Source organism: Phocaeicola sp. RTP21198st1_B8_RTP21198_201120 (assembly GCF_040929485.1).
Classification (GTDB): Bacteria; Bacteroidota; Bacteroidia; order Bacteroidales; family Bacteroidaceae; genus Phocaeicola; species Phocaeicola dorei.
This window is the reverse complement of sequence record NZ_JBCOCI010000405.1, coordinates 1-1252: the sequence shown is the minus strand read 5'-3', so window position 1 is coordinate 1252 and position 1252 is coordinate 1. Positions and strand designations below refer to the sequence as shown.

General features: G+C 44.8%; 1 protein-coding gene. It reads left to right on the top strand.

What is annotated here, in order from left to right; translation table 11 throughout:
• Positions 1–1252: TonB-dependent receptor domain-containing protein (locus tag AB5935_RS26760; RefSeq protein ID WP_368327951.1), on the top strand; the 1252-nt coding region annotated here is incomplete at both ends.

Sequence of the window (1252 nt, the reverse complement as noted above, 5' to 3'; positions counted from 1 at the left end):
GCCTCTATTACATTTGGAGAGACAGTCGGTATCACAAGTAATAATATCATAACCTATAATAAGAGTTTTCTAAAAAAACACCATTTGAGTGTGATGGGCGGTTTTACTTACGAACAGAGTACATCGAAAACTGCGGGAACGGGTACGGCCGAAGGCTTCTTGAGTGATGTGACCGAAACCTATGACATGGATGCAGCTACCGTTAAGGGGCTGCCGACATCTTCTTATTCAGATTGGCGCTTGTTCTCATTTCTGGGACGTGTCAACTATAATTATGCTGATCGCTATCTGTTGACTGCCAGTCTTCGTGCTGACGGTTCCTCACGTTATAGTAAAGGAAACAAATGGGGATACTTCCCTTCAGCGGCAGCGGCCTGGCGTCTTTCGCAAGAGTCTTTTTTGCGTGATGTAGAGTGGCTTTCGGATCTAAAGTTCCGTTTGAGTTACGGAGTGACCGGTAGCACTGCCATCTCACCGTATTCTACGCAGAACACATTGAGGACGGAAAATGTAGTATTCGATAAGAATACAACAGTGGCGTATGTTCCGTCAGATACCTACACCGGCGATTTGAAATGGGAAACCACCTCACAGTTTAATGTGGGGGTTGATCTGTCCCTGTTTAATAATCGGCTCCGCATGACTGCAGATTACTATCGGAAGAAAACGACTGATTTGCTGAACAATGTAGAGATGCCTCGTTCAAGTGGATACACCACTGCTTTGCGTAACATCGGTTCCATCCGTAACTCGGGGTTTGAGTTGCAACTCGACGGGCGGATTATTGATCGTGCTGTGAAATGGGATTTGGGTGTCAACTTCTCGCTCAATCGCAGCAAAGTGTTAGTCCTTTCGGAAGATAAGGATATTTTCGGTGGCGAATTGGATAACACCATTCTGAAAGACCAGCTCAATCTGATGCGTGTGGGTGAGCCAATGTATGTTTTCTACGGATATGTTGAAGATGGATACGATGAGAACGGTCATATCGTATATAAGAATATGGATGACGATCCTGCCATCACAGCAGCAGACAAGACTATCATCGGTGATCCTAATCCTGATTTTCTGGTCAATCTAACTACAGCAGTCAGTTATAAAGGGTTTACGCTAAGCGCTTTCTTCCAGAGTTCAATAGGTAATGATATATATTCGCTTAGTATGGCTGCACAAGCTTATGATTATGGATATAACGGGAATACGTTGCGCGAGGTGTACTACAATCACTGGACCCCCGAGAATCCTACCGCAA